At 57.2% G+C, this 25,692-nt stretch carries 18 protein-coding genes, 2 tRNA genes, 2 rRNA genes and 2 pseudogenes; 10 read left to right on the plus strand and 14 right to left on the minus strand.

Going from position 1 to position 25,692, the window contains the following annotated elements; all coding sequences use genetic code 11:
• Positions 1-44 precede the first annotated feature (44 nt).
• The 5 genes from HP062_RS17755 to tyrS form a co-directional block, all read right to left on the minus strand.
• A 23S ribosomal RNA gene (locus tag HP062_RS17755) occupies positions 45-2,936 on the minus strand.
• A gap of 238 nt (positions 2,937-3,174) precedes the next feature.
• Positions 3,175-3,250, minus strand: a tRNA-Ala gene (locus tag HP062_RS17760).
• 10 nt (positions 3,251-3,260) lie between these two features.
• Positions 3,261-3,337, minus strand: a tRNA-Ile gene (locus tag HP062_RS17765).
• A gap of 123 nt (positions 3,338-3,460) precedes the next feature.
• Positions 3,461-4,999: ribosomal RNA gene (locus tag HP062_RS17770) — 16S ribosomal RNA — on the minus strand.
• The 16S and 23S rRNA genes sit together here with 2 tRNA genes alongside, the layout of an rRNA operon.
• A 552-nt stretch (positions 5,000-5,551) precedes the next feature.
• Entirely contained in the window at positions 5,552-6,751 is a 1,200-nt protein-coding gene (gene tyrS / locus HP062_RS17775; protein WP_010467228.1) for a tyrosine--tRNA ligase, read from the minus strand.
• A gap of 212 nt (positions 6,752-6,963) precedes the next feature.
• Here tyrS and HP062_RS17780 point away from each other — a divergent pair, with 212 nt between their 5' ends.
• Both HP062_RS17780 and HP062_RS17785 read left to right on the plus strand, forming a co-directional pair.
• The gene (locus HP062_RS17780; RefSeq protein ID WP_172791798.1) at positions 6,964-8,385 is read left to right on the plus strand and encodes a peptidoglycan DD-metalloendopeptidase family protein; all 1,422 of its coding nucleotides are present in this window, start codon (positions 6,964-6,966) and stop codon (positions 8,383-8,385) included.
• Positions 8,386-8,388: 3 nt separating this feature from the next.
• Complete coding sequence (locus tag HP062_RS17785; RefSeq protein WP_172791799.1) at positions 8,389-9,480, plus strand: anhydro-N-acetylmuramic acid kinase; 1,092 nt, start codon at positions 8,389-8,391, stop codon at positions 9,478-9,480.
• Positions 9,481-9,547: 67 nt separating this feature from the next.
• On the opposite strand, the gene erpA is transcribed toward HP062_RS17785, so the two are convergent.
• Positions 9,548-9,898 carry an iron-sulfur cluster insertion protein ErpA gene (gene erpA / locus HP062_RS17790; protein ID WP_007947969.1) on the minus strand — a complete coding sequence of 117 codons (351 nt, stop codon included), beginning with the start codon at positions 9,896-9,898 and terminating at the stop codon, positions 9,548-9,550.
• A gap of 168 nt (positions 9,899-10,066) precedes the next feature.
• Positions 10,067-11,101: an N-acetyl-gamma-glutamyl-phosphate reductase gene (argC, locus tag HP062_RS17795; protein WP_010467224.1), complete on the minus strand. Its 1,035-nt coding sequence runs from the start codon at positions 11,099-11,101 to the stop codon at positions 10,067-10,069.
• A gap of 296 nt (positions 11,102-11,397) precedes the next feature.
• Between argC and hemJ the strand changes: the two genes are divergently transcribed.
• The 6 genes from hemJ to coq7 all read left to right on the plus strand — a co-directional run bounded on the left by hemJ (position 11,398) and on the right by coq7 (position 15,919).
• Complete coding sequence (hemJ, locus tag HP062_RS17800; protein ID WP_172791800.1) at positions 11,398-11,826, plus strand: protoporphyrinogen oxidase HemJ; 429 nt, start codon at positions 11,398-11,400, stop codon at positions 11,824-11,826.
• A gap of 27 nt (positions 11,827-11,853) precedes the next feature.
• On the plus strand, positions 11,854-12,822 hold the full coding sequence (locus tag HP062_RS17805) for a nitronate monooxygenase family protein (protein ID WP_010467219.1): 969 nt from the start codon (positions 11,854-11,856) through the stop codon (positions 12,820-12,822).
• A 92-nt stretch (positions 12,823-12,914) separates the two neighbouring features.
• Positions 12,915-13,859, plus strand: a complete 945-nt coding sequence (locus HP062_RS17810) for a DUF805 domain-containing protein (protein WP_077747324.1) — start codon at positions 12,915-12,917, stop codon at positions 13,857-13,859.
• Between the two features lie 95 nt (positions 13,860-13,954).
• Positions 13,955-14,743 carry an SDR family oxidoreductase gene (locus HP062_RS17815; protein WP_010467216.1) on the plus strand — a complete coding sequence of 263 codons (789 nt, stop codon included), beginning with the start codon at positions 13,955-13,957 and terminating at the stop codon, positions 14,741-14,743.
• Between the two features lie 81 nt (positions 14,744-14,824).
• Positions 14,825-15,163, plus strand: coding sequence for a histidine triad nucleotide-binding protein (locus HP062_RS17820; RefSeq protein WP_010467214.1), 339 nt, complete (start codon positions 14,825-14,827; stop codon positions 15,161-15,163).
• 108 nt (positions 15,164-15,271) lie between these two features.
• Positions 15,272-15,919, plus strand: a complete 648-nt coding sequence (coq7, locus tag HP062_RS17825) for a 2-polyprenyl-3-methyl-6-methoxy-1,4-benzoquinone monooxygenase (protein ID WP_010467212.1) — start codon at positions 15,272-15,274, stop codon at positions 15,917-15,919.
• Between the two features lie 117 nt (positions 15,920-16,036).
• On the opposite strand, the gene speD is transcribed toward coq7, so the two are convergent.
• Positions 16,037-16,831, minus strand: coding sequence for an adenosylmethionine decarboxylase (speD, locus tag HP062_RS17830; RefSeq protein WP_010467209.1), 795 nt, complete (start codon positions 16,829-16,831; stop codon positions 16,037-16,039).
• A gap of 239 nt (positions 16,832-17,070) precedes the next feature.
• Positions 17,071-17,493, minus strand: a complete 423-nt coding sequence (locus HP062_RS17835) for an OsmC family protein (RefSeq protein ID WP_007941657.1) — start codon at positions 17,491-17,493, stop codon at positions 17,071-17,073.
• A 234-nt stretch (positions 17,494-17,727) separates the two neighbouring features.
• On the opposite strand from HP062_RS17835, the gene crp reads away from it, so the two are divergent.
• Positions 17,728-18,372 (plus strand): cAMP-activated global transcriptional regulator CRP, encoded by a 645-nt coding sequence (crp, locus tag HP062_RS17840; protein ID WP_172791801.1) that lies wholly within the window; start codon positions 17,728-17,730, stop codon positions 18,370-18,372.
• Here crp and HP062_RS17845 read toward each other — a convergent pair.
• From HP062_RS17845 to HP062_RS17860, 4 genes and pseudogenes are all read right to left on the minus strand, one after another.
• Positions 18,369-19,069: pseudogene (locus HP062_RS17845) on the minus strand (biotin/lipoate A/B protein ligase family protein). The gene crp and the pseudogene HP062_RS17845 overlap by 4 nt on opposite strands.
• A gap of 145 nt (positions 19,070-19,214) precedes the next feature.
• On the minus strand, positions 19,215-20,051 hold the full coding sequence (gene trpC / locus HP062_RS17850) for an indole-3-glycerol phosphate synthase TrpC (RefSeq protein WP_010467200.1): 837 nt from the start codon (positions 20,049-20,051) through the stop codon (positions 19,215-19,217).
• Positions 20,048-21,097 (minus strand): anthranilate phosphoribosyltransferase, encoded by a 1,050-nt coding sequence (gene trpD / locus HP062_RS17855; RefSeq protein WP_010467198.1) that lies wholly within the window; start codon positions 21,095-21,097, stop codon positions 20,048-20,050. Before trpD ends, trpC begins: the two co-directional genes overlap by 4 nt.
• A 9-nt stretch (positions 21,098-21,106) precedes the next feature.
• Entirely contained in the window at positions 21,107-21,700 is a 594-nt protein-coding gene (locus HP062_RS17860; protein ID WP_010467196.1) for an aminodeoxychorismate/anthranilate synthase component II, read from the minus strand.
• Between the two features lie 405 nt (positions 21,701-22,105).
• On the opposite strand from HP062_RS17860, the pseudogene estP reads away from it, so the two are divergent.
• Positions 22,106-24,015 (plus strand): annotated as a pseudogene (gene estP, locus HP062_RS17865) (esterase EstP).
• Positions 24,016-24,199: 184 nt separating this feature from the next.
• On the opposite strand, the gene trpE reads toward estP, so the two are convergent.
• The gene (trpE, locus tag HP062_RS17870; RefSeq protein ID WP_172791802.1) at positions 24,200-25,681 is read right to left on the minus strand and encodes an anthranilate synthase component I; all 1,482 of its coding nucleotides are present in this window, start codon (positions 25,679-25,681) and stop codon (positions 24,200-24,202) included.
• Between the last annotated feature and the right edge of the window lie 11 nt (positions 25,682-25,692).

Raw genomic sequence — 25,692 nt, forward strand, 5'->3', positions numbered from 1 at the left:
GCAATCTGGTGCCCTTTCAGGTCAGCAAATTGCTTGGGTGTTATATGGTCAAGCCTCACGGGCAATTAGTATTGGTTAGCTCAACGCCTCACAGCGCTTACACACCCAACCTATCAACGTCGTAGTCTTCGACGGCCCTTCAGGGGACTCAAGGTCCCAGTGAGATCTCATCTTGAGGCTAGTTTCCCGCTTAGATGCTTTCAGCGGTTATCTATTCCGAACATAGCTACCCGGCAATGCCACTGGCGTGACAACCGGAACACCAGAGGTTCGTCCACTCCGGTCCTCTCGTACTAGGAGCAGCCCCTCTCAAATCTCAAACGTCCACGGCAGATAGGGACCGAACTGTCTCACGACGTTCTAAACCCAGCTCGCGTACCACTTTAAATGGCGAACAGCCATACCCTTGGGACCGGCTTCAGCCCCAGGATGTGATGAGCCGACATCGAGGTGCCAAACACCGCCGTCGATATGAACTCTTGGGCGGTATCAGCCTGTTATCCCCGGAGTACCTTTTATCCGTTGAGCGATGGCCCTTCCATACAGAACCACCGGATCACTAAGACCTACTTTCGTACCTGCTCGACGTGTCTGTCTCGCAGTCAAGCGCGCTTTTGCCTTTATACTCTACGACCGATTTCCGACCGGTCTGAGCGCACCTTCGTACTCCTCCGTTACTCTTTAGGAGGAGACCGCCCCAGTCAAACTACCCACCATACACTGTCCTCGATCCGGATAACGGACCTGAGTTAGAACCTCAAAGTTGCCAGGGTGGTATTTCAAGGTTGGCTCCACGCGAACTGGCGTCCACGCTTCAAAGCCTCCCACCTATCCTACACAAGCAAATTCAAAGTCCAGTGCAAAGCTATAGTAAAGGTTCACGGGGTCTTTCCGTCTAGCCGCGGATACACTGCATCTTCACAGCGATTTCAATTTCACTGAGTCTCGGGTGGAGACAGCGCCGCCATCGTTACGCCATTCGTGCAGGTCGGAACTTACCCGACAAGGAATTTCGCTACCTTAGGACCGTTATAGTTACGGCCGCCGTTTACCGGGGCTTCGATCAAGAGCTTCGCGTTAGCTAACCCCATCAATTAACCTTCCGGCACCGGGCAGGCGTCACACCCTATACGTCCACTTTCGTGTTTGCAGAGTGCTGTGTTTTTAATAAACAGTCGCAGCGGCCTGGTATCTTCGACCGGCATGGGCTTACGCAGTAAATGCTTCACCCTCACCGGCGCACCTTCTCCCGAAGTTACGGTGCCATTTTGCCTAGTTCCTTCACCCGAGTTCTCTCAAGCGCCTTGGTATTCTCTACCCAACCACCTGTGTCGGTTTGGGGTACGGTTCCTGGTTACCTGAAGCTTAGAAGCTTTTCTTGGAAGCATGGCATCAACCACTTCGTGTTCTAAAAGAACACTCGTCATCAGCTCTCGGCCTTAGAATCCCGGATTTACCTAAGATTCCAGCCTACCACCTTAAACTTGGACAACCAACGCCAAGCTGGCCTAGCCTTCTCCGTCCCTCCATCGCAATAACCAGAAGTACAGGAATATTAACCTGTTTTCCATCGACTACGCTTTTCAGCCTCGCCTTAGGGACCGACTAACCCTGCGTCGATTAACGTTGCGCAGGAAACCTTGGTCTTTCGGCGTGGGTGTTTTTCACACCCATTGTCGTTACTCATGTCAGCATTCGCACTTCTGATACCTCCAGCAAGCTTCTCAACTCACCTTCACAGGCTTACAGAACGCTCCTCTACCGCATCACCTAAGTGATACCCGTAGCTTCGGTGTATGGTTTGAGCCCCGTTACATCTTCCGCGCAGGCCGACTCGACTAGTGAGCTATTACGCTTTCTTTAAAGGGTGGCTGCTTCTAAGCCAACCTCCTAGCTGTCTAAGCCTTCCCACATCGTTTCCCACTTAACCATAACTTTGGGACCTTAGCTGACGGTCTGGGTTGTTTCCCTTTTCACGACGGACGTTAGCACCCGCCGTGTGTCTCCCATGCTCGGCACTTGTAGGTATTCGGAGTTTGCATCGGTTTGGTAAGTCGGGATGACCCCCTAGCCGAAACAGTGCTCTACCCCCTACAGTGATACATGAGGCGCTACCTAAATAGCTTTCGAGGAGAACCAGCTATCTCCGAGCTTGATTAGCCTTTCACTCCGATCCACAGGTCATCCGCTAACTTTTCAACGGTAGTCGGTTCGGTCCTCCAGTTAGTGTTACCCAACCTTCAACCTGCCCATGGATAGATCGCCCGGTTTCGGGTCTATTCCCAGCGACTAGACGCCCTATTAAGACTCGCTTTCGCTACGCCTCCCCTATTCGGTTAAGCTCGCCACTGAAAATAAGTCGCTGACCCATTATACAAAAGGTACGCAGTCACCCAACAAAGTGGGCTCCCACTGCTTGTACGCATACGGTTTCAGGATCTATTTCACTCCCCTCTCCGGGGTTCTTTTCGCCTTTCCCTCACGGTACTAGTTCACTATCGGTCAGTCAGTAGTATTTAGCCTTGGAGGATGGTCCCCCCATATTCAGACAAAGTTTCTCGTGCTCCGTCCTACTCGATTTCATGACTAAGAGATTTTCGCGTACAGGGCTATCACCCACTATGGCCGCACTTTCCAGAGCGTTCCGCTAATCTCAAAGCCACTTAAGGGCTAGTCCCCGTTCGCTCGCCACTACTAAGGGAATCTCGGTTGATTTCTTTTCCTCAGGGTACTTAGATGTTTCAGTTCCCCTGGTTCGCCTCTTAAGCCTATGTATTCAGCTTAAGATAACCATCTTATGATGGCTGGGTTCCCCCATTCAGACATCTCCGGATCAAAGTCTGTTTGCCGACTCCCCGAAGCTTTTCGCAGGCTACCACGTCTTTCATCGCCTCTGACTGCCAAGGCATCCACCGTATGCGCTTCTTCACTTGACCATATAACCCCAAGCAATCTGGTTATACTGTGAAGACGACATTCGCCGAAAATTCGATAATACTCAATTAAGAGCAACTCACAAATTTTACCTTAGCCTGATCCGTTACCAGTGAAAGTAACGTTCAGTCTATCTTTCTATCACATACCCAAATTTTTAAAGAACGATCTAATCAAAGACTAGAAATCAATATTCATCCGAATATTCATTTCTAAACTCTAACAGCAGAAGCAGTTATATGGTGGAGCCAAACGGGATCGAACCGTTGACCTCCTGCGTGCAAGGCAGGCGCTCTCCCAGCTGAGCTATGGCCCCATAACAAAATTGGTGGGTCTGGGCAGATTCGAACTGCCGACCTCACCCTTATCAGGGGTGCGCTCTAACCAACTGAGCTACAGACCCAATTTCGAGCGCGCAACTGTTAGCTTGGAGCTATCAGCTTGGAGCTTAAAGCTGCTTCTATCGTCTTCTTCAATGAATCAAGCAATTCGTGTGGGAACTTATGGAGCAGCTGATGTCGTCGATTAAGGAGGTGATCCAGCCGCAGGTTCCCCTACGGCTACCTTGTTACGACTTCACCCCAGTCATGAATCACACCGTGGTAACCGTCCTCCCGAAGGTTAGACTAGCTACTTCTGGTGCAACCCACTCCCATGGTGTGACGGGCGGTGTGTACAAGGCCCGGGAACGTATTCACCGCGACATTCTGATTCGCGATTACTAGCGATTCCGACTTCACGCAGTCGAGTTGCAGACTGCGATCCGGACTACGATCGGTTTTCTGGGATTAGCTCCACCTCGCGGCTTGGCAACCCTCTGTACCGACCATTGTAGCACGTGTGTAGCCCAGGCCGTAAGGGCCATGATGACTTGACGTCATCCCCACCTTCCTCCGGTTTGTCACCGGCAGTCTCCTTAGAGTGCCCACCATTACGTGCTGGTAACTAAGGACAAGGGTTGCGCTCGTTACGGGACTTAACCCAACATCTCACGACACGAGCTGACGACAGCCATGCAGCACCTGTCTCAATGTTCCCGAAGGCACCAATCCATCTCTGGAAAGTTCATTGGATGTCAAGGCCTGGTAAGGTTCTTCGCGTTGCTTCGAATTAAACCACATGCTCCACCGCTTGTGCGGGCCCCCGTCAATTCATTTGAGTTTTAACCTTGCGGCCGTACTCCCCAGGCGGTCAACTTAATGCGTTAGCTGCGCCACTAAGAGCTCAAGGCTCCCAACGGCTAGTTGACATCGTTTACGGCGTGGACTACCAGGGTATCTAATCCTGTTTGCTCCCCACGCTTTCGCACCTCAGTGTCAGTATCAGTCCAGGTGGTCGCCTTCGCCACTGGTGTTCCTTCCTATATCTACGCATTTCACCGCTACACAGGAAATTCCACCACCCTCTACCATACTCTAGCTTGTCAGTTTTGAATGCAGTTCCCAGGTTGAGCCCGGGGATTTCACATCCAACTTAACAAACCACCTACGCGCGCTTTACGCCCAGTAATTCCGATTAACGCTTGCACCCTCTGTATTACCGCGGCTGCTGGCACAGAGTTAGCCGGTGCTTATTCTGTCGGTAACGTCAAAACAGATACGTATTAGGTAACTGCCCTTCCTCCCAACTTAAAGTGCTTTACAATCCGAAGACCTTCTTCACACACGCGGCATGGCTGGATCAGGCTTTCGCCCATTGTCCAATATTCCCCACTGCTGCCTCCCGTAGGAGTCTGGACCGTGTCTCAGTTCCAGTGTGACTGATCATCCTCTCAGACCAGTTACGGATCGTCGCCTTGGTGAGCCATTACCTCACCAACTAGCTAATCCGACCTAGGCTCATCTGATAGCGCAAGGCCCGAAGGTCCCCTGCTTTCTCCCGTAGGACGTATGCGGTATTAGCGTCCGTTTCCGAGCGTTATCCCCCACTACCAGGCAGATTCCTAGGCATTACTCACCCGTCCGCCGCTCGCCACCAGGTACAAGTACCCGTGCTGCCGCTCGACTTGCATGTGTTAGGCCTGCCGCCAGCGTTCAATCTGAGCCATGATCAAACTCTTCAGTTCAAACATCTTTGGGTTTTTAAGAAACCCTAAACTTGGCTCAGCAATCGTTGGTTACATCTTTGATTTCTCGCGGAGTAACTTGTGATGCTGATAATCTTGTTGACTATCAGTCTGACTCCACAAGCACCCACACGAATTGCTTGATTCAGTTGTTAAAGAGCGGTTGGTTAAGATCTTTCGTCTCAACCGAGGCGCGCATTCTACAGCAGCCTCTGTTGCTGTCAAGCGGTTATTTTCAGAAGTTTTCAAAGTTTCCTTTGCAACTTCAACCACTTGCGCTTCCGATCTCTCGTTAGCGGGAGGCGAATTCTACAGCGTTACTCGCTGCTGTCAACACCTCTTTTTCTCCGCTTTCGACCGAGAAGATCGAACCGTCAATCAAGCCAAACAACCCCGCTTGATCAACTCCTTCTGGGCTTCGATGACCTGAAGCAACTCGCTGTCGAAAACTGCGTAACTCTTTGTTTACCAAGGAGTTTTCCGTTTCGACTGCGCCGGAAGTGGGGCGAATTATAGACTTCCAGAATCTGCCGTCAACCCCTAACTTAAGCTTTATTCAGATTTGAGCGTAATACGCGCAAATGCCTTCTTTCCGGCCTGGCAAACATGGGTCGCGCCCAGCACGTATATAAAGGTGCGATCAACAACCTCTCCATCTATACGCACACCGCCGGAATTCAGCAGATCACGGGCCACCGCCGAGTTCTTCACCAGCCCTGCCTTATTAAGGACAGCAGCAATCGGCATGTCTTCAGTAGCCGTCAGCTCGATCTCCGGCAGATCGTCCGGCAACTCGCCATCCTTCATACGATTGCCCGCTGCACGGTGAGCATTGGCCGCGGCCTCTTCACCATGGAAACGCGCAACGATCTCTTCGGCCAGCTTGATCTTGATGTCACGAGGATTGGCGCCCGCCTCGACATCAGCACGGAATGCGTTGATTTCATCCATGGAACGGAAGCTGAGCAATTCGAAGTAGCGCCACATCAGCGCATCCGGAATAGAGACCAGCTTGCCATACATGACACCCGGCGCTTCCTGGATACCGACGTAGTTGCCCAAGGACTTGGACATCTTCTTCACACCATCCAGACCTTCGAGCAGCGGCATCGTCAGAATGCATTGAGCCTCCTGACCATAACCGCGCTGCAGTTCACGCCCCATCAGCAGATTGAACTTCTGATCGGTACCGCCCAACTCGACATCCGCGCGCAAAGCGACCGAGTCATACCCTTGAACCAGCGGATAGAGGAACTCGTGAATAGCGATTGGCTGGTTGGTCGTGTAGCGCTTGTCGAAGTCATCACGCTCAAGCATGCGAGCCACGGTGTACTGCGAAGTCAGACGAATGAAGTCCGCCGGCCCCATCTGGTCCATCCAGGTGGAGTTGAACGCCACCTCGGTTTTGGCCGGATCAAGAATCTTGAAGACTTGAGTCTTGTAGGTCTCGGCATTCTCGAGAACCTGCTCGCGGGTGAGCGGAGGACGCGTTGCGCTCTTGCCGCTCGGATCACCGATCATCCCGGTGAAGTCACCTATAAGGAAGATCACCTGGTGACCCAGTTCCTGGAACTGGCGCAGCTTATTAATAAGCACGGTATGACCCAGGTGCAAATCCGGCGCGGTCGGATCGAAGCCTGCCTTAATACGCAGCGGCTGGCCACGCTTGAGCTTTTCGATCAGCTCGGACTCGACCAACAGTTCTTCCGCACCACGTTTAATCAGCGCTAGCTGCTCTTCAACCGACTTCATAACAGACCCGCAAGGCTCGAATTCAAAGGGGACCAACCATACAAGATCACGCGTCAAATACAAAGTTTGGCCGGCGCAATGACGCCAATCCGCTGGCAGAGTGACCGCGGACTTGCTTCAGAGATGATTTGGTTATATTTTATACAGTTATTTCATCTTCATCATGTCATTCATCTTTTCCAATTCATCTATTTCAAAGTCAAAAATTACCTATGACCAAAGAATCGTCTAAAGCGCCACCGCTTTACCCGAAGACCCACCTGCTCGCAGCAAGTGGCATCGCCGCTCTTCTGAGCCTGGCGCTTCTGGTATTCCCTTCCAGTGATGTAGAAGCCAAAAAGACGACGCTGAGTCTTGAGCTGGAAAGCCCTGCTGAACAACTGACACAAGATCAAGACGCTGCTGAAGCCGTTCAAGCCACAAATGAACCGGCAGCCTCCCCTTTCGCGCAGATCGAAAACAGCGCTGAAGAGCCACAGGAAACCGCCCAGGCCGAGCCTGTACCTGCCCCGGTCACCGAAGAAAAGAAGACCCCAAACCACAGGGAAGTGATCGTTTCCAAAGGCGACACACTTTCCACGCTGTTCGAGAAAGTAGGCCTCCCCGCCACTTCGGTGCATGAAGTCATGGCCAGTGACAAGCAGGCCAAGCAATTCAGCCAGCTCAAACGCGGCCAGAAACTCGAATTCGAACTGACCCCCGACGGCCAGCTGAGCAACCTGCACAGCAAGCTCAGCGACGTCGAAAGTATTACCCTGACCAAGAATGACAAGGGTTATACGTTCAAACGCATTACCGCCAAGCCAACCGTGCGCTCCGCCTACGTTCATGGCGTGATCAACAGCTCGCTATCGCAGTCTGCCGCGCGTGCCGGGCTGTCCCACAGCCTCACCATGGACATGGCCAGCGTGTTTGGCTATGACGTCGACTTCGCCCAGGATATCCGCCAGGGTGACGAGTTCGATGTGATCTACGAGCAGAAAGTCGTCAACGGCAAGGCTGTCGGCAACGGCCCGATCCTGTCCGCACGCTTCACCAACCGCGGCAAGACCTACACCGCCGTGCGTTACACCAACAAGCAAGGCAACAGCAGCTACTACACCGCCGACGGCAACAGCATGCGCAAGGCGTTTATCCGCACGCCAGTGGACTTCGCCCGCATCAGCTCGAAATTCTCCATGGGTCGCAAACACCCGATCCTGAACAAGATCCGCGCTCACAAAGGTGTCGATTACGCAGCTCCACGCGGCACGCCGATCAAAGCGGCCGGTGACGGCAAAGTGTTGTTGGCCGGTCGCCGGGGCGGTTACGGCAATACCGTGATTATCCAGCACGGCAACACCTACCGTACGCTGTACGGCCATATGCAAGGCTTTGCCAAAGGCATCAAGACTGGCGGCAGCGTCAAGCAAGGCCAGGTAATCGGTTATATCGGCACAACCGGGCTCTCCACCGGCCCACACTTGCACTATGAGTTCCAGGTCAATGGCGTGCACGTCGACCCACTGGGCCAGAAAGTTGCGATGGCCGACCCTATTTCCAAAGGGGAACGCGCACGCTTCCTTTCGCAGAGTCAGCCGCTGATGGCGCGCATGGACCAAGAGAAAGCCACCATGCTGGCTTCGAAGCGCTAAATCATGACGCTCTATATCGGTGTGATGTCCGGAACCAGCCTCGATGGCCTGGACATTGCGCTAATCGAGCTGACCCCGGCGATCAACCTGATCGCCACGCACTACACCCCCATGCCTGACTCCCTGCGCGCCGAGCTGCTTGGCTTGTGCGCCAGCGGCGCGGACGAGATTGCCCGCTCCGCCATCGCCCAGCAGAACTGGGTGAAACTGGCGGCTCAGGGTATTAACACTCTCCTCCGCCAACACAACCTGAAACCCGAAGACATTCGTGCGATTGGCAGCCACGGCCAGACCATTCGCCACGAACCGGCGCGCGGCTTCACGGTACAGATCGGCAACCCGGCCCTGCTGACCGAGTTGACCGGCATCACTGTGGTCAGCGACTTCCGCAGCCGTGATGTGGCCGCTGGCGGGCAAGGCGCGCCTTTGGTGCCGGCCTTTCACGAAGCGTTGTTTGATGAACGTGCCGGCAATCGTGCGGTGTTGAATGTCGGCGGATTCAGCAACCTCAGCCTGATCGAGCCCGGCAAACCAGTCGCCGGTTTCGACTGCGGCCCGGGCAACGTCCTGCTGGATGCCTGGATTCATCAGCAACGCGGCGACAATTTTGATCGTGACGGCCAATGGGCTGCCAGTGGCAAGGTTGAACCGGTTCTGCTGAATGAATTGCTGAGTGATCCATTCTTCGTAACCAAAGGCCCGAAAAGCACCGGCCGCGAAGTGTTCAACCTGCCATGGCTGACACAGCATCTCTCGAAGCTCCCGCCCTTCGCCGCGGAAGATGTGCAAGCAACCCTGCTCGAACTGACCGCACTGACCATCGTCGAGTCATTGCAGCACGCCCAATCGGACACGCAGGAACTGCTGGTCTGCGGTGGTGGCGCGCACAACGCCACGCTGATGAGCCGTCTGGCCGCCCTGCTGCCGAACGCGAGTGTCAGCAGCACTGCCGCTTACGGTGTGGACCCGGACTGGGTCGAAGCCATGGCCTTCGCTTGGCTGGCTCATTGCTGCCTGGAAGGCATCGCCGCCAACCGCCCGAGCGTCACCGGCGCCCGCGGCCTGCGCGTACTCGGCGCCATCTACCCGGCATAAACGCCGCACAGCAAAACGCCGCAAAGCCCTGAAGCCATGCGGCGCTTGATACTGCGGTGAAGCGCGATCAGATCGAGAACGAAGAGCCGCAACCACACGTGGTGCTCGCGTTCGGGTTCTTGATCACAAAACGCGAACCTTCCAGACCTTCCTGATAATCCACCTCGGCACCGGCCAGGTACTGGAAGCTCATCGGGTCTACGACCAGACTCACACCTTCGCGCTCGACAATGGTGTCGTCATCGGCCACTTCTTCATCGAAGGTGAAGCCGTACTGAAAACCTGAACAACCGCCGCCCGTAACGAATACGCGCAGCTTCAAGCGATCATTCCCCTCTTCATCGACCAGGCTCTTCACCTTGTGCGCGGCACCGTGGGTGAATTGCAAAGCGGTGGGGGTGAAGGATTCGACGCTCATGCTGACTATCTCCCGGCGTTACGCCGCCATAATGCGTGATGACGCGCATTATCCGCTTCTCCTAGAAAATCGGTCAACTATTGTTATGGTATAGCAATAAAACCGATTGCCGGTTCGAAATGCAAAAAGGCCCGTCAGACGGGCCTTTTTGCTGAGCGGGATAAAGCCTTACGGCAGCATGCCGGCGTGGGACAGGCCCAGGCGCTCATCCAGCCCGAACAGAATGTTCAGGTTCTGCACCGCTTGACCCGACGCACCCTTGACCAGGTTATCGATTACCGACAGCACCACCACCAGATCGCCGTCCTGCGGACGATGCACGGCGATACGACAAACGTTGGCACCGCGAACACTGCGGGTTTCCGGGTGGCTGCCCGCCGGCATCACGTCGACGAACGGCTCGTTGGCGTAGCGCTTTTCAAACAACGCCTGCAGATCCACCGAGCGATCCACGACGGTCGCATACAGCGTCGAATGAATGCCGCGAATCATTGGTGTCAGGTGCGGAACGAAGGTCAGACCGACGTCCTTGCCCGCTGCACGACGCAGACCCTGGCGGATTTCCGGCAAGTGACGGTGACCTTTGACGGAGTAGGCTTTCATGCTTTCCGACGTCTCGGCGTACAGCGAACCGACCGAAGCGCCACGACCGGCACCGCTGACACCGGACTTGCAGTCAGCAATCAAACGCGTGGTATCGGCCAGGCCGGCTTCCAGCAATGGCAGGAAACCCAATTGCGTCGCCGTTGGATAGCAACCCGGCACCGCGATCAGGCGCGCATCCTTGATTTGCTCGCGATTGACTTCCGGCAAACCGTAGACCGCCTCCTCCAGCAACTCCGGCGCGCCGTGAGGCTGGCCGTACCACTTGGCCCACTCGGCAGCGTCTTGCAGACGGAAGTCAGCCGACAGGTCGATGACCTTGGTCCCCGCCGCGAGCAACTCACCGGCCAGTGCATGAGCAACACCATGAGGCGTGGCGAAGAACACCACATCGCAAGCGCCCAGCGTCTTGATGTCCGGAACACTAAAGGCCAGGCCGTCGTAGTGGCCTCGCAGGTTCGGGTACATGTCGGCCACGGCCAGACCGGCCTCGGATCGGGAAGTGATCACAACCACTTCAGCTTGCGGATGCTGTGCCAACAGACGCAGCAGTTCGACACCGGTGTAACCCGTGCCGCCGACGATACCGACCTTGACCATAAACCTGCCCTCAACGAACCCACTGGAAAGCCGTCGATAATAGGGGCCGCGCGGCCCTGCGACAACCGCTTAGGTGACGTGTGGCGGCTCATGTGTCCCTTCTCGGGCATATCGCCCAACTTTTGGCGAGTGGCTTTTGTGGCCTGGCAAGGCCCCGCGACGAGTCATAGCTCGCTATGGCGAGGAGCGGCAACGCAGTCTGGCCGCAAAAGACGCCGTCAAAATTGAACAGTTATGTCCGAGACGGGACACTTTCTCTACTATTCGGGCTACCGTGAACCTGGGAATAACTAAAAATGCTTTATCTATGGCTCAAAGCGCTTCATATCGTCAGCATGGTCTGCTGGTTTGCCGGCCTGTTTTACCTGCCCCGTCTGTTCGTTTATCACGCCCAAAGCGAAGACACCGTCAGCAAGGAACGCTTCAGCCTCATGGAGCGCAAGCTGTACCGCGGCATCATGGGCCCGGCGATGATCGCTACCCTGATATTCGGCATTGCACTGATCTGGCTTAACCCGAGCCTCTTCAGTCAAGGCGCGTGGATTCACGCCAAGCTGACCCTGGTGGTGATCCTGATCGGCTACCACCACATGTGCGGCGCACAGTTGAAACGTTTTGCCCGTGGCGAAAACACCCGCAGCCATGTCTTTTATCGCTGGTTCAATGAAGTGCCGGTTCTGATATTGCTGGCTATCGTAATTCTGGTCGTCGTTCGGCCGTTCTAATAAGCACAACTCACCGGGGTACTTCCAATGTCGCTGCCCGCTTTGCTCGAACAACGCTTGCGTCTGCCGGTAGTGGCAGCGCCGATGTTTCTGATTTCCAATCCGCAATTGGTGCTCGCCTGCTGCCGTAACGGCGTCGTCGGCAGCTTTCCTGCGCTGAACCAGCGCGAGAGCAGCGGCTTCAAGGCCTGGCTGGAAGAGATCGAAGCAGGGTTGGCGACACTGGAGAACCCGGCGCCTTACGCGGTCAACCTGATCGTTCACAACACTAACCCACGGCTGCAAGCTGACCTTGCAATCTGCATCGAGCATAAAGTACCGATCGTGATTACCAGTCTCGGTGCAGTGAAAGAAGTAGTCGATGCCGTTCACAGCTATGGCGGACTGGTGTTCCATGACGTGACGACGCGGCGCCATGCCGAGAAAGCCGCCGAGGCCGGTGTGGACGGCTTGATCGCCGTGGCAGCGGGTGCCGGTGGACACGCTGGAACCTGGAGCCCGTTCTCACTGATTGCCGAGATTCGCCAGTTTTTCGACAAGACCCTGTTGCTGGCAGGCTGCCTTAACCACGGCCACGAGATCCTTGCTGCGCAATTGCTCGGCGCGGATCTGGCCTATTTCGGTACGCGATTTATCGGCACCACCGAAAGTCATGCGCCTGACGCCTACAAAGAGATGCTGCTGACGTCCAGAGCCGCAGACATCGTCCATACGCCGGCAGTGTCAGGCGTACCGGCGAGTTTCATGCGTCAAAGCCTGGAGGCTGCCGGTTTCGACATGGCGGCACTGCAAGGCAAGGGCGAAGTCGACTTCGGCTCCAAACTCAAGCCGATCAGCGATGAAGCCAAAGCCTGGAAAACCGTGTGGTCTGCGGGCCAGGGTGTCGGGGAAATCGATGATTTGCCGAGCGTCGATCAATTGGTCGCTCGACTTGACGCGGAATACCGCAAGGCTCTGGAACTGGCGGCCGAGCTGCCCAAACGCTGGCCACGATGAGATGAAAGTTTGGCCAGCCCGCCCCGGCTGGCCTTACAATCCACGCTTGAAACACACCCTATTACAAATTCTCGCGACAAGGATGCCTCGCAATGAGCGACAACCGTTTCAAGATCGTGTTCGACGGCGCTCTGCTGCCAGGCGTTGACGCCGCCAGCGCCAGAGAGAACCTGGCTAAACTCTACAACAGCCAAGTCGCAGCCGTCGAACGGCTATTCACTGGCAAGACGGTTACGCTCAAGAAAGACCTGTCGCACGCCGACGCGCAAACCTACCTTCAGGCGCTGACGAAAACCGGCATCGATGCTCGCATCGAAAGCGAATCGTCCATTGAGCTGAACCTGGACGAAGCCCACGAGCACAGGCCTGTCGCTAGCCAACCGGCATTTGCCGACCCCGCATCCCCTTACGCACCACCCCGAGCCACTGTCGGCGAAAGCCTGCCAGCGTATGCTCCACTCAAGCCATTCAGCGTTGAAGGCCGCATCGGTCGTTTGCGCTATCTCGCCTGGACGATGGTCCTGACGCTGGTCACCCTGGCCGTCGGTTCGGTATTGGCCATTTTCGCCTTCGCCATAATCAGCGCCGATTCGACCGCAGGCCTGATACTCGGTGGCCTGGTTGCGTTCATGCTGTTCATTGCCATGGCGGTCGTGAGCATTCAGATCAGTGTCCAGCGCCTGCACGACATCGGCTGGTCCGGCTGGCTCTGGTTGCTGAACCTCGTACCCTTCGTAGGCAGCTTCTTCCCGTTCGTGATCATGATCGCCCCGGGCACCAACATCGCCAATCGCTATGGCGCGCCGCCTCCACCCAACACCACGGCTGTCAAAGTGTTGTCTTCGTTGTGGGTGGTGTTGATCGCCATCGTATTGGTTGGCGCGCTGGCCGGAGGCCTTACGGCGATCCAGGAAGAGTATGAAACTGCTGCCGAAACCAGCTATGACAGCAGCTCGGTGATCACTGAAGAAGTGGAAGTCGAGCCGGCCGCAGAGGCTGAGCAGGCACCCGATTCTGCAGACGATGAAGCCGAATAAGCCCCGGTCCCTGTAGACTCTGCGAAAGAATGAACAGCGCTCCCCGCCCGTGACACCCGCGTCGCCGGCGCGGAGCTGCTGCGATGGAGAACTGCATGACCCGTTACGCTCTGATCACTGGCGCTTCCAGTGGGATCGGCCTGGCGATGGCCGAAGCGCTGGCCCGCCGAGGCCGCAGCCTGATTCTGGTGGCCCGACAACGTGATCAGCTGGAAAGTATTGCCATTGAACTGACCCAACGCTTTGGCGTGGAAGTGCTGTTCCGCGCCTGTGACCTCGGCGAACCGCTACGGCTGTCCGGGTTCTTGCTGGAACTGGAAGAAGGTGACCGGCAAATCGATTTGCTGGTCAACTGCGCCGGCATCGGCACCTGCGGACCCTTTCTGGCCCAGGACTGGATGACCGAGCAAGACCTGATCGAAGTGAACATCCTGGCCCTCACTCGCTTGTGCCATGCCATCGGGAACAGCATGGCCTTGCAGGGGGGCGGACAAATTCTGAACGTCGCTTCAATGGCGGCATTCCAACCCGGCCCGTGGATGAGTACGTACTACGCCAGCAAAGCCTATGTGCTGCATTTTTCCGAAGGGTTGCGCGTCGAACTGAAGAAATGTGCGGTCAAGGTCTCGGTGCTGTGCCCCGGCCCGACCCGTACCGGGTTCTTCCGTACCGCTCAACTGGACACCGGCAAACTGGCCGACAGCAACATGCTCATGAGTCCCGAAGAGGTTGCGCTGTATACGGTGCGCGCCCTGGAGAAAAATCGAGCGATCATCATTCCCGGTCGAGGCAATCGCTGGCGCGCCCTCCTGCCACGGCTGGGCTCTCGCTGGCTCAATCGGACAATCGCTGGCATGGTCAACAAGGCCTACTGCCCGCGCTGACCCGGCCTCAAGGTAAAAGGCTGGGCTCGGGGATAACCCATGAGTACACTCAAGCCAGCCCAAACAACGGAGAAAACAGCTGTGGATACTCTGTTCACCAAGATCATCAACCGGGAAATCCCGGCGAAGATCATTTACGAGGACGACCAGGTACTGGCCTTCCACGACATCGCCCCACAGGCACCGGTGCATTTTCTGGTCATTCCGAAAAAAGCGGTGCGCACCCTCAACGACCTCACCGAGGAAGACAAGGCTTTGGCCGGACATATTCTGTTCACCGCCCAGCGCCTGGCCCTGGAACTGGGCTGCGAAGAAGGTTTCCGTGTGGTCATGAACTGCAATGAACTGGGCGGGCAGACTGTCTACCACATTCATATGCATGTGCTGGGTCAGCGCCAGATGCACTGGCCGCCGGGCTGATTGCAAAAAGCTTCGAGGGAGTGGCCAGCCACTCCCGTATGACCCAGCGCAAACCTTCCCCGGCCGATTGGGTTAAACTGGCCGCCGAGATTCCTCCCGGAGGTCAGCATGACTACCCAGCGTCACTACTCGCCGATTGACCGTCTTCTGCTGCAAGCCGATGCCGCGATGCGAACGTTGCTGCCTTTCAGTGGCCAGCCATACCGTCCGTCGCCAGCCATCGTGCAGCCGGATGCGCAAATGAGTGACGAAGACACCCGCCACGTTGCTGGCTTGATGCGCATCAACCATACCGGTGAAGTCTGCGCCCAGGCGCTGTATCAGGGTCAGGCCCTGACCGCCAAGCTGCCGCACGTGCGGGCCGCCATGGAACATGCTGCCGAAGAAGAAATCGATCACCTGGTCTGGTGCGAGCAACGCATCCAGCAACTGGGCAGCCACACCAGCATTCTCAACCCGCTGTTCTACGGCATGTCGTTCGGGATTGGCGCAGTGGCCGGATTGATCAGCGACAAGGTCAGCCTGGGTTTTGTCGCCGCCACCGAGCATCAGGTGTGCAAACACTTGAACGAGCACCTCGAGCAATTGCCGGCGGAAGATGAAAAGTCCCGGGCCATTCTCGAGCAGATGCGGATTGATGAAGAACATCATGCCGAGAGTGCGCTGGATGCCGGAGGTTTTCGTTTTCCGGCGCCGGTGAAGTTCGGGATGAGTCTGTTGGCCAAGGTAATGACCAAGAGTACTTACCGGATCTGATCGATACGTTGCCTGACAGGGCCTCTTCGCGAGCAGGCTCGCTCCCACAAGGTTCTGTATTCCAGACATGAAAAAGGCGACTGCCGTGAGGAAGTCGCCTTTTTTGTGCTTGAAATCTTAGTTCGGCATGTTGCGCGCGTAGAAGATTTCCAGCATTTCGTGTTTCACACGGTCAGTCACCTGAGCACGCTGCTCGGAAGACAGGTTGCTGGTGGCATCGCCGAACAGGTAGTTATCCAGTTCGAAGTTCTTCAGCAACATTTTGGTGTGGAACAGGTTTTCCTGGTACACGTTCACGTCGGTCATCTGGTACGCGCCGCGGGTGTCTTCGGACAAGTAGTTCTGGATCGAGTTGATCTCGTGGTCGATGAAGTGCTTTTTGCCTTCCACGTCACGGGTGAAGCCGCGCACGCGATAATCCACGGTCACGATGTCCGAATCGAACTGGTGAATCAGGAAGTTGAGCGCTTTAAGCGGTGAAATCACGCCACAGGTCGACACGTCAATGTCCACACGGAATGTCGCAATGCCGTCGTCCGGGTGGATCTCCGGGTAGGTGTGCACCGTGATGTGGCTCTTGTCGAGATGGGCCAGGATAATCTCGGGCAACGGGCCCGGCGATTCTTCGATCTGGCTGTCGGTCGGGGTTACCGGCTCTTCAGAGATCAGAATCGTGACGCTGGCGCCCTGGGGTTCATAGTCCTGACTGGCAATGTTCAGGATGTTGGCACCAATGATATCGACAACTTCCGTGAGGATCTGCGTCAGGCGTTTCGCGTTGTACTCTTTATTGATGTACTCGACGTAAGCCTGTTGGTCTTGCGGGGTTTCCGCGTAGCAGATGTCATAGATGTTGAAGCTCAAGGTCTTTGTCAGGTTATTGAACCCGTGGAGCTTGAGTTTGCTTTTCACCGTTAAAAACTCTCTATGTATTGCGGCCCGGGCCGCGTGATCAAGCATGCCCGTCAGATGCGAACAACGCAGCTGCGTAGGACGGTTAACACCTCTTCGCGATGGCGATTTTGGTTGTCTGTTCGGGTTCGCAGCCTGTCGATGACGAGGCCGTTACCCTGAAAAAAGTGGCGCATTATGCAGACGTCAGCTTGGGATCGCCAGAGTCTGCACTGCTTTTATGATAGTTGAATGTCGATTCAACCGAGTTCGATGATTTCGTAGTCGTGGGTAATGGCCACGCCAGCCGCGCCCAGCATGATCGAAGCCGAGCAATACTTCTCCGCCGACAGCTCGATGGCGCGTTTGACCTGGGCTTCTTTCAGCCCCCGGCCCTTGACCACGAAGTGCATGTGGATCTTGGTGAAGACTTTCGGATCCTCGGTCGCGCGCTCGGCTTCGAGAAAGGCTTCACAGCTTTCGACGGCCTGACGGGACTTCTTGAGGATGCTGACCACATCGAAATTGCTGCAACCGCCGACACCCAGCAGAAGCATTTCCATCGGCCGGACACCCAGGTTGCGACCACCTGCATCGGGCGGACCGTCCATGACCACGACGTGTCCACTGCCGGATTCACCGAGGAACATGGCTTCGCCAGCCCATTGGATGCGTGCCTTCATCGCCAGACTCCACTGCATAAAAAAGGGTCGCCAGCTTAGCACAGGGCCCCGGACTGACAGTGCCTTGCATTTGTAGGGCATAACCTTCTGAACCGTAGGTAAATTCTCGAATATTGCAGGAAGTGTCTGTTAAGCTGGCGCCAATTCGCTGGCGCATGGCCAGCCTTTGCGCAGCCGTCGTCTGCGACTCATAAAAAAACCAAACACACCGTGAAGTCTTTTCGGGATACAACCATGGTTGCTATTGCCCCACCCCCCAAAATCAAGAACCTCGACAAGCTGTTGATGCATTGCCAGCGCCGTCGTTATGCGGCCAAGAGCAACATCATTTGTGCCGGTGATCGCTCGGAAACGCTGTTCTTCATCATCAAGGGTTCGGTCACGATCCTGATCGAGGATGACGACGGCCGCGAAATGATCATCGCCTACCTGAACTCCGGGGACTTTTTCGGTGAGTTGGGTCTGTTTGAACAAGCGGGGCTTGAGCAGGAACGCAGCGCTTGGGTACGCGCGAAGATCGAGTGTGAAGTCGCAGAAATCAGCTATGCAAAATTCCGCGAGCTGTCCCAGCAAGATCCAGACATTCTTTACGTGCTCAGCGGACAAATCGCACAGCGTCTGCGCAATACCACGCGCAAGGTCGGCGACCTGGCCTTCTTCGACGTAACCGGTCGTGTCGCCCGCTGTCTGCTGGAACTGTGCAAACAGCCGGATGCCATGACCCACCCGGACGGCATGCAGATCAAAGTGACCCGCCAGGAAATCGGCCGGATTGTCGGTTGTTCACGGGAGATGGTCGGTCGCGTGCTCAAGGATCTGGAAGAACGCAACCTGGTGGACGTCAAAGGCAAGACCATGGTGGTCTTCGGTACACGCTAAGCCTTGAACATGTCTGCCAGCAACTGGCGATAAAGCGCATCAAGCCGCCCGAGCGCATCGGGTGCGGCAAATTTCTCATGCAGGGCAATGTGGCTTTCGGCGCGAACCCGCTGCTCCAGGCCGCAGGCTTCATTGAAGCGATTGACTGCGGCGACCATCGACTCACGTTCGTTATCCAGCAACAACGCACCGTGTACCAACCCGACCGGACGCGTGCCGCCCTTGCTCTGGCGCCAGCGCTGGGCAGTGCCGACCATCTTGCGGCCGTCGAGGTTAACGTTGAAACGGCCATCGCAGAATGCGCCGTCGACTTCGCCCAAGGACGAAACGCCGCCCAGCTCATCCAGTAACTGACAGATCGGGTCGCAGAGTCGGCGGTAAGCGGTTTCGATTCGATTTTGATCGCCTTCGCTACGCGGGGGGCGTAGACAAGGGCAATATTGATGGTGGACGCCGATTGCGGCACTGGCTCGCCGCCGGTTTCACGTAACAGCACCGGCCAACCGGCGGCGGCTGAGACTTCGCAGGCCGCTTCGAAGCCGGGTAGACGATTCAGGCGTCGGGGCATGACCAGTGCGCGGTCGCCGGGTTGCCAGAACAGCAGACCAAACTCAACATCACCGGCACAGACTGACGCCAGCAGATCCTGTTCGGCCTGTAAGCCGGCTTCGACAGTCAAAGAGACGATTGAGGTCATAAGGTATTCCGTTGGACATGAAGTCTGTGGTGCTACTTATGCCGCCATCGCGAGCAAGCTCGCTCCCACAAGGAGTTTGCTGACACCGCAGATCCAATGTGGGAGCGAGCTTGCTCGCGATGGGGTCGACTCGGCCGGAGCCTGATCAGTCGAGGGTCGAACCGCTGACCGGACCGCCGCGCTCAGGAAAGAACAGGCGCTGCAGTTCAGTGCCCGGGCTTTCAGCGCGCATGAATGCCTCGCCCACCAGGAACGCGTACACGTCGCTGATTTCCATCAGTTCCACATCCGCCCGGTTGAGAATGCCGCTCTCAGTAATCACCAGGCGATCACGCGGGATGCGTGGCAACAGGTCGAGCGTGGTTTCCAGGCTGACATCGAAGGTGTGCAGGTTGCGGTTGTTCACGCCGACCAGTGGCGTGTCGAGGGTTTTCAAGGCCCGCTCCAGCTCGTTGCCATCATGGACTTCTACCAGCACATCAAGGCCGACGCTTTTGGCCACGGCCGCCAGCTCGGCCATTTTCACGTCGTCCAGTGCGGAGACGATCAACAACACGCAGTCAGCGCCCAAGGCACGGGCTTCGACGATCTGGTACGGGTCGATCATGAAATCCTTGCGGATCACTGGCAGGTTGCACGCTGCCCGCGCCTGCTGCAGATACGCATCGGCACCCTGGAAGTAATCGATATCGGTCAGCACCGACAAGCACGTCGCGCCGCCCTTCTCGTAGCTTTTGGCGATGTCGGCGGGAACGAAGTGCTCGCGGATCACGCCTTTGCTTGGCGACGCTTTCTTGATTTCGGCAATGACGGCCGGTTGTTTCGACTTGGCCTGAGCAATCAATGCCTGGGCAAAACCACGGGGTGCATCGGCCGCCTTGGCCAGACTTTCCAGCTCCGCCAGACTCACACGGGCGCTACGCTCGGCGACTTCCTGGACTTTGCGGGCCAGAATGTTTTCCAGAACCGTCGGTACACTCATCCCTCATTCTCCACTTTGAATACCGCGGTAAATGCACCCAACTCCTCAAGTTTTTCCCGTGCGAGGCCTGTGTGCAGCGCATCGTGCGCCAGGGCAACGCCTTCTTTCAAACTGGTCGCCAGGTCGGCGGCGTACAGCGCCGCACCGGCATTGAGCACAATCATCTCGGCGGCTTTCTGACCGCTCTCGGTCTTGCGCTTGCCCAAAGCATCGCGAATCAGCTCAAGGGACGCCGCCGGACTTTCCACTGCCAGGCCGTGCAGGCTCTGGCTCTTCATGCCCAAGTCTTCTGGCTCGACCCAATATTCGGTGATCTGGTCATTCTTCAGTTCTGCCACATAGGTTGGCGCCGCCAGGCTGAACTCGTCCAGGCCATCCTTCGAGTGCACCACCAGCACGTGCTTGCTGCCCAGACGTTGCAAGACTTCGGCCAGTGGCCGGCACAACGCCTGACTGAACACGCCCACCACCTGATGTTTCACGCCGGCCGGATTCGTAAGCGGGCCAAGCATGTTGAACAAGGTACGCAGGCCGAGATCCTTGCGCGGGCCGGCGGCGTGCTTCATGGCACTGTGATGGGTCTGGGCAAACATGAAACCGATGCCGACGTTATCGATGCAGCGAGCCACCTGCACCGGGGTCAGGTTCAGGTAGATCCCGGCCGCCTCCAGCAGATCGGCGCTGCCGCTTTTGCCCGACACCGCACGGTTACCGTGCTTGGCTACGGTGCAACCGGCTGCAGCGACTACGAAGGAGGAAGCCGTCGAGACGTTGAAAATGTTCGCACCATCACCGCCGGTGCCGACCACATCGACGACGCCGTCGAGGGTCTTGAGTTCGACCTTGTCCGCCAACTCGCGCATGACAGAGACCGCGCCGACGATCTCGTCGATGCTTTCGCTCTTCATGCGCATGGCCATCATGAACGCGCCGATCTGCGCATCCGTGCATTGCCCGGTCATGATTTCGCGCATCACATCGCGCATTTCATCGGTGCTGAGGTCGAGCTGATCGACGATACGGCTCAGGGCTGTCTTGATATTCATGAAAAGTCCTTAGCGCGTGCCGCCGGTTTGTTTGAGGAAGTTTGCGAACAGCTCGTGGCCCTGCTCGGTGAGGATAGACTCGGGGTGGAACTGCACACCCTCGATGTTCAATGTCTTGTGGCGCAAGCCCATGATCTCGTCGACCGAGCCGTCTTCGAGCTGGGTCCAGGCGGTCAGCTCCAGGCAATCGGGCAGGGTTTCGCGCTTGACGATCAGCGAGTGATAACGCGTCACCGTCAGCGGATGATTCAGGCCTTCGAACACGCCCTTGTCCTCGTGGAATACCGGGCTAGTCTTACCGTGCATGACTTGGCGGGCGCGGACTACATCACCGCCAAAGGCCTGGCCGATGGACTGGTGGCCGAGGCAGACGCCGAGAATCGGCAGCTTGCCGGCGAAATGCTTGATCACGTCGAGCGAGATGCCGGCTTCGGTCGGTGTGCAAGGACCGGGGGACACGACGATGCGCTCAGGGTTGAGGGCTTCTATGTCGGCAATGGTGAGTTCATCGTTGCGCACGACTTTGACCTGGGAGCCGAGCTCACCGAGGTACTGCACAACGTTGTAGGTAAAAGAGTCGTAGTTATCGATCATCAGCAACATGGCGTTTGGAACCTCTTGAATTCACTGACTTTTAATACAGCCTTCGAATGATTACCCGCAGCGTCCTGCGCTTTTTCAGTCGCCGGGTGCGCCAGCAAAGCGGTATGTCATACGGGTGAAGAAGGCAAAGCGGTACAGGTCCGGCGGGGCCGGCAAAAGAATTCAGGCGCGCCAACGCCAGCGGGCGTGTGCCTTGATGACTTGATCCAGAAGTTTGCTGATGATCAACACGGGGAAGGTCTCATTCATACGTCTCGGCACAGTAACTTAGCTGGGCAGAGCGTGCAATATGGCCGTGGCGACTGGCTGCGAAACAATCGAAGGGTTCGCGACCGATGGCAAAAGGCCGGAAGTTTTTGGTACTGTCGTTTCGTTCACTACAACAATAAATAAACGGACTTGCTCATGATCAAACAGACGTTGTTTGTACCGCTCGCAGGATGCTTGCTCGCCGCAGCCTGCGCCCAGGCGATCGCCGCGCCTAACCCTTACTCCAATTTCGTCGTCTTCGGCGACAGTCTCAACGATGCCGGGACCTTTGCCGACACGGGCGGGCCTGCCGGCTCGACCCAGCGCTATACCAACCGCACGGGGCCGGTTTACCTGGATGGCAACGGTGAAGTCCGCTCGCTCAACTCCACACAGATCCTGGGGGGAAACTGGGGTTCTCGGCGGATCAGACCGCCTCATCGTCCTCGGCGGTACGTGCCAGCAATGGCCAGCCCGATGGCAACAACTGGGCCGTCGGCGGTTATCGTACCGACCAGATTCTCGACTCGATCACCAGCACCTCCGCCACGGGTGATCGCACCCGGGCAGGCTACCTGCCGTCGAACAATTTCCGCGCCGACCCGAATGCGCTGTATTACATTTCGGGCGGTGGTAATGACTTCCTTCAGGGGCGCGTGACCAGCCTGCCCCAGGCCAGCGCTGCCGCCGATCGTCTGGTCAGCAGCGTGCAAACCCTGCAACAGGCCGGTGCTCGCTACATCATGGTCTGGCTGCTGCCGGACATCGGCTTTACCCCGGCCTTCAACGGCACCCCGTTGCAAGCGTTCACATCCCAGCTCAGTTCTCAGTTCAACACCGAACTGGTGAGCCAACTGCAAAACGTCAATGCCAACGTCATCCCGCTCAACATTCCGGTGCTGCTCAAAGAGACGTTTTCCAACCCGGCGCAGTTCGGCCTGGCCACCGACCAGAACCTGAGCGCCACCTGTTTCAGCGGCAGCAGCTGTACCGAAAACGCCCGTTACGGCATCAACAGTGCGACGCCGGACCCGACCAAGCTGATCTACAACGACTCGGTGCACCCGACCGAAGCCGGGCAGCGTCTGATTGCCGATTACGCTTACTCGCTGCTGGCCGCGCCATGGGAAGCCACCCTGTTGCCACAAATGGCCCAGGGTACGCTGCGCTCTCATCAGGATGAGTTGCGCAACCAATGGCTGGCCGATTGGGAAAACTGGCAAGGCGTGGGCCAATGGCGAGCGATTGTCGCCGGCGGCGGCCAGCACCAGGATTTCGACAGCCAGCGCAGTGGTGCCAGTGCTGACGGCAATGGCGCCAACCTCAACATCGGTGGCAGCTACCGACTGAATGACGCGTGGCGTGTAGGTTTGGCGGCGGGCTTCTACAACCAGAAGCTCGAAGCCGGCGACAACGATTCGGACTACAAGCTCAATACCTACATGGGCACGGCGTTCGCCCAGTACCAGCAGAATCGCTGGTGGGGTGACGCGGCCGTGACGGCCGGGCATCTGGATTACGACAGCCTCAAACGCAAATTCCAGCTGGGGGTCAATGAACGCGGGGAGAAAGGCGATACCGACGGCTACCTGGTGGCTTTCAGCGGTCGCGTGGGGTACGACATCGCGCCGATGGCGAGCAGCCCGTGGCACTTGTCGCCATTCGTGAGCGCTGATTTCGCCAAAGTTGAAGTCGACGGTTACTCGGAGAATGGCGCCGACTCCACTGCGCTGACATTCGACGACCAATCGCGCATTTCCCGGCGTCTCGGCCTTGGCCTCCAGGGTAAGTACCAGATCACCTCACAGACCCAGGTCTTCGGCGAACTGGCTCACGAGCGTGAGTACAACGACGATACCCAGAATGTGACCATGAACCTCAACAGCCTGCCGAACAACCGCTACACCCTGGCCGGCTATACCCCACAGACCAACCTGAACCGCCTGAACCTGGGCGTGAGCCACAACCTCACCAAGGACCTGGCTTTGCGGGCGAGTTATGACATTCGCAAGGATGATGACTTTACCCAGCAAGGCATTAACGTAGGCGTTGCGCTGGACTTCTAAACATCAGGCAAAAAAAACGCGGCGCCCTCACAGACGCCGCGTTTTTTTATGCTGAACACTTATTGTGGCGAGCGATCTTGCTCGCGCTCGGCTGCGAAGCAGTCGTCGATTGGGCCTGCTTCGCAGGCCAACGGGAGCAAGCTCCCTCGCCACAAAGGCTCACTCCCACAGATGTTGCGTGAACTCAGGCGTCCGGGGTTTGTTCGGCCAGGGCTACGGCGCGGAACATCGCGCGGCGCTTGTTCAGGGTTTCTTCCCATTCCAGCGCCGGCACCGAATCGGCGACGATGCCGCCGCCGGCCTGCACGTGCAGCTCGCCGTCCTTGATCACGGCCGTGCGGATCGCAATGGCGGTGTCCATGTTGCCGTTCCAGGCGAAGTAGCCCACCGCCCCGCCGTAGACGCCACGCTTGACCGGTTCCAGTTCGTCGATGATTTCCATCGCCCGAATCTTCGGCGCGCCCGACAACGTGCCCGCCGGCAAAATCGCCCGCAGCGCGTCCATCGCCGTCAGCCCGGCTTTCAATTGGCCAGTGACGTTGGAGACGATGTGCATCACGTTGGAATAACGCTCGATGACCATCTTCTCGGTGAGCTTCACCGAACCGATTTCCGAGACCCGGCCGGTGTCGTTGCGGCCCAGGTCGATCAGCATCAAGTGCTCGGCGATTTCCTTGTCGTCCGACAGCAGGTCTTTTTCCAGCGCCAGATCGGCCTCTTCGTTAGCCCCGCGTGGGCGAGTGCCGGCAATCGGGCGCACGGTGATCAGGTTGTCTTCGACCCGCACCAGCACTTCCGGCGAACTGCCGACGACGTGGAAGTCGCCGAAGTTGAAGAAATACATATAAGGCGTCGGGTTGAAGCAACGCAGCGCCCGGTACAGATCGATCGGCGCAGCCTTGAAGTCGATCGACATACGCTGCGACGGCACGACCTGCATGCAGTCACCGGCCAGGATGTATTCCTTGATGGTGTCGACGGCTTTTTCGTAATCGCCCTGGGTGAAACTCGAACGGAATACCGGGTCAGCCGACTGTTGCTTGCTGAAATCCAGGCCGCGGCGTGGGGTGATCGGCTGACGGAGTTTTTCCAGCAGCTCTTCCAGTCGCGCCTGGCCTTGCTCGAATGCATCGTCCTGCGACGGATCGGCGAGCACAATGGCGTGCATCTTCCCGGCGAGGTTGTCGAACACCACCACCGCGTCGGAGACCATCAGCAGAATGTCCGGCACGCCCAGCGGATCCGGGTTCGGGCATTTGCCCAGACGTTTCTCCACATAGCGCACGCAGTCGTAACCGAAGTAACCCACCAGACCGCCATTGAAGCGCGGCAGGCCGGGAATGGTTGGCACGTTGTAGCGGGCTTTGAATGCTTCGACGAAGGCCAGCGGATCTTCGGCTTCATGGCTTTCGATCTCGACGCCGTCGTGGGTCACGCTGACGTGATGACCATGAACCCGCAGCACGGTGCGGCACGGCAGGCCAATGATCGAATAACGGCCCCACTTCTCCCCGCCCTGCACCGATTCCAGCAGGTAGGAATTTGGCTCGTCGGCCAGTTTCAGGTAGATCGACAGCGGCGTGTCGAAGTCGGCCAGGGTTTCGCAGGCCAACGGGATACGGTTATAGCCGGCAGCGGCCAAACGCAGGAATTCTTCGCGGATCATGGGGTAGCCTC

The organism is Pseudomonas sp. B14-6 (genome assembly GCF_013260315.1).
In the GTDB taxonomy this organism is placed as follows: domain Bacteria; phylum Pseudomonadota; class Gammaproteobacteria; order Pseudomonadales; family Pseudomonadaceae; genus Aquipseudomonas; species Aquipseudomonas mandelii.